The sequence below is a fragment of the Helicobacter sp. T3_23-1059 genome (genome assembly GCF_053654515.1).
On sequence record NZ_JBSIUV010000108.1, the window covers coordinates 1 to 3,096 of the forward strand.

General features: G+C 33.6%; 6 protein-coding genes. All 6 read right to left on the reverse strand.

The window, feature by feature from the left end; genetic code table 11:
• Positions 1-113: 113 nt before the first annotated feature.
• Positions 114-413 carry a hypothetical protein gene (locus ACWIX0_RS13200; RefSeq protein WP_454174447.1) on the reverse strand — a complete coding sequence of 100 codons (300 nt, stop codon included), beginning with the start codon at positions 411-413 and terminating at the stop codon, positions 114-116.
• A gap of 57 nt (positions 414-470) precedes the next feature.
• Positions 471-1,049 carry a hypothetical protein gene (locus ACWIX0_RS13205; RefSeq protein ID WP_454174448.1) on the reverse strand — a complete coding sequence of 193 codons (579 nt, stop codon included), beginning with the start codon at positions 1,047-1,049 and terminating at the stop codon, positions 471-473.
• Positions 1,050-1,083: 34 nt separating this feature from the next.
• Positions 1,084-1,500, reverse strand: a complete 417-nt coding sequence (locus ACWIX0_RS13210) for a hypothetical protein (protein ID WP_454174449.1) — start codon at positions 1,498-1,500, stop codon at positions 1,084-1,086.
• Between the two features lie 40 nt (positions 1,501-1,540).
• Positions 1,541-1,987, reverse strand: coding sequence for a hypothetical protein (locus ACWIX0_RS13215; protein WP_454174450.1), 447 nt, complete (start codon positions 1,985-1,987; stop codon positions 1,541-1,543).
• A 37-nt stretch (positions 1,988-2,024) separates the two neighbouring features.
• Positions 2,025-2,414: a hypothetical protein gene (locus ACWIX0_RS13220; RefSeq protein WP_454174451.1), complete on the reverse strand. Its 390-nt coding sequence runs from the start codon at positions 2,412-2,414 to the stop codon at positions 2,025-2,027.
• A partial coding sequence (locus ACWIX0_RS13225) for a T6SS effector amidase Tae4 family protein (RefSeq protein ID WP_454174452.1) occupies positions 2,414-3,096 on the reverse strand: 683 nt, incomplete at its 5' end. The genes ACWIX0_RS13220 and ACWIX0_RS13225, both read right to left, overlap by 1 nt.

Consider the following 3,096-nt stretch of genomic DNA (forward strand, 5'->3'; position numbering starts at 1 on the left):
AAATAGTATAAATCGCCTTTTTTATCATATTTTCTACCTACAATAAATTTTCTACCACAGATTCACTCGCACTCTTTGCGGTATTTTTTACGATTTTTACATTTTGTTTTGCATTACTCACTGCATTCAAATCCCACTTGAGAGCTGTGAATCACACCATAAATTGCTTTGCTTGTATCTTTTGCATTTGGTGGGATATAGGCGATTTTATACCATTTGGGAGAATCGTTGCCTAAAAATATGATTACGCCTTTATTTGCTTTGTATTTTGCATATTCACAAACATTGCTAGGCATATCATTTTTTTGTATCGCATAGAGAATCTTCCCATTTGGCGATTCGCGCAAGTTTATGTAAGAATCTTTGGAGGCATAAGCCAAAATCGCCTCCCCATTCGCACCTAAATCATACAATTCTAATCTATTAGGATATTTGATAAATGTTTTGCCTATGGGTTGTAAATTTTGTATCTATCCAAAAAATCTCCACTCATCGCCATCACCTGTGGTAATATCTAATGTTTTTAGCCTCGCACTCACGCGCACACCGATGATAGATAAAGGTTTAGTTTTAGATAAATCATAAAGCGGTTTTGGTAGTTGCCCATCTTGAATCTCTATATACGCACTAACAGGGAAAATATCTGTTTTGCTTGGATATGGCTTGTTTTTGGGAATGAGATTTTGCGTATAATAAGGCTCATCAAAAAACAAAATCCACCCTTGATAAAATCCGCTATAATCCGCACTCATAGCATATTGCAACACGCCGCTAACCTCCAAATCCCCCTCAAAGCGATGATATGTATTTGCGCCTTGTTTTTGGTTATCTGTAAAATCATTTGTGTTTTTTGTCAATACAAGCGGTTTTAGCCCTTTGGGTAATGTAGGACTTTGTCGCAAATCGTTAAAAAATAATCTTTCTCCGTTTATTTTCGTGGTATTTGGGCTATAAAGCAATGGTCTAGATTCTATTTCCTCTTGCGAGGTTACGATAAAGGCATTGCTTGGAGTAAAGCATAGTAGGCATAAAACTATTAGATTTTTCATTTTTATCCTTATTTGTAAGATAAATTTTTGCGAATTAAGGACATAAAACATATTTGTGGCAAAATGTAGAACTATCATATTGACTACACGATTCAATATGTGTATCATCTAAAAACTCTACACTCCAAGTTGCTGTTTGCAAATCCCCAATTTTTAGCAGAAATTTATTGTTTTGTAAGACTACACTTTTTATTTCTATTGCCTCGCCTTGCTCCATAGGAAAATTCTCTTTAATGGTTTTATCTTTTGAATTTGTTTGCAATCCTACTTCATCAAAATATTCTTTTGTATTGCAAGTTTTTGTGATTTGAGCTGATGAATATGTGCCTTCTGCTGGGTAACGAATAAATTTTTTATCCCAAAAAGTTCTGCCTTTAGAATCTGCTATATCAACGCTATCTGCACCAAACGCAATCACACATAAACACATTAGCGTTATTATTGTTTTCATCGCACATTTCTCCTTATCATCAAACTTTGGTATTTTGGATTCACTCGCATTCTTTGCAGTATTTTTTTATGATTCTCTCGATTTGGGCGTTGTATTCTTTGGATTCGTAAAATTCCAAACAACTTATGCAAACGGATATAGTGTGCTGAATAGTGCTAGGGTCTAAATACGCTCGCGTTTCGCTATTCTCTGTCCCATACCGTGAATAATAGATTTTATCAACTTTTTCTATGAGGTTTTTATCGATTATTTCTCGGTAGTGTTTGATTGCTTTTATTGTATCATTATCGCAAGAGTGCGCAAGTTCTGCGTGTTTGAGATTTGAAAAAAAATAATAAGGGGGACATAGACAAGCCAAAAATCCGTAATATTTTAGGTGTTTTGTAAGCACTTTTGTATCTTTTAAAAATTGCTTATCTATCACATAATGCCCCGCTTTTACACTAGACATAAAACATAACAACATAGTATAAAGCAATTTTTTCATTATGGAAACTCCCAAAAATAAAATTTTTACAAAAGATTCACTCACACTCTTTGCAGTATTTTTTCATAATGCGTTCAATTTCGGCGTTGTATTTTGGCGAATCATACATTTCTAAGCAAAGGTATAATCCTGTGTGTCCATAAGTATACTTATCGATATAATCTTTCAATTCTGCAAACGCTTCCTTACCTCCGACATTTCGCAAAATAGCTTCTTGCTCGTTTAAGAGATTAGCCACCATAGTATTTCCGGGTATTTTTTTTGAATACCCCAAACAATAATCAAGTCCCCAAAATCTATAAAGATTTTTACCCTCTTTTTTGTAGATTTCAAGGTATTCGCTATCATCATAAAAAGCGACATAGTCATGGGCATATATAATACTTACACAAACAATCAACGCACACAATGCTACTAACTTTTTCATTATTTTAACTCCCAAAAATAGAATTCCAATACAATGGGCTGTGTATTTTTTGGGTCGCTTAAGTAATCATACCCATATAAATATGTTCTTTTTATATCATCATCAAGTTTATCATTCATTTTAAAATCTACAAATCCATTTCTATCCCATAGCGTTGAATGTCTAATGCGATTTCCCTGTAATTTCATTGCAACAACGCCCTTTTTATCAAAAGATTCTAACATTCCAAAAAGTTTCCTATTCTCTTCTTTGGTTGTCATAGATACATAAAAATCCATTGAATGCGTTTTTTGTAATGATTTGTCAAAATCCTTGCCATAGCTTTTTGGCTCTCCCCAAATGGTTTCTAGCGAATCTATAATATTATCGACAGATATATAATAGTAATATCCATTTATTTTCCAGCGTCCATCGGGTTTAAGATTGTTACTATTTGGATTTTTGTGAAATGGCACGGAGCTATGATTGATAGCATAGCTTACTCTTGTAGCGCAAGTGTTGTAGCGTTCTTTTTGATTGTCGTCAAAAAAATTAAATAAAGCAGTGCCAACTTTTTTGTAGATTTTGCCTGATTTAGCGAAATAAAGTTCGTATTGTTTTGCATAAAATTCTTCCTGTGTAATTTGTTTATCTTTGTATTGTTTTACAAGTTGCCTATATCCTACCACCCACTCATCAATGC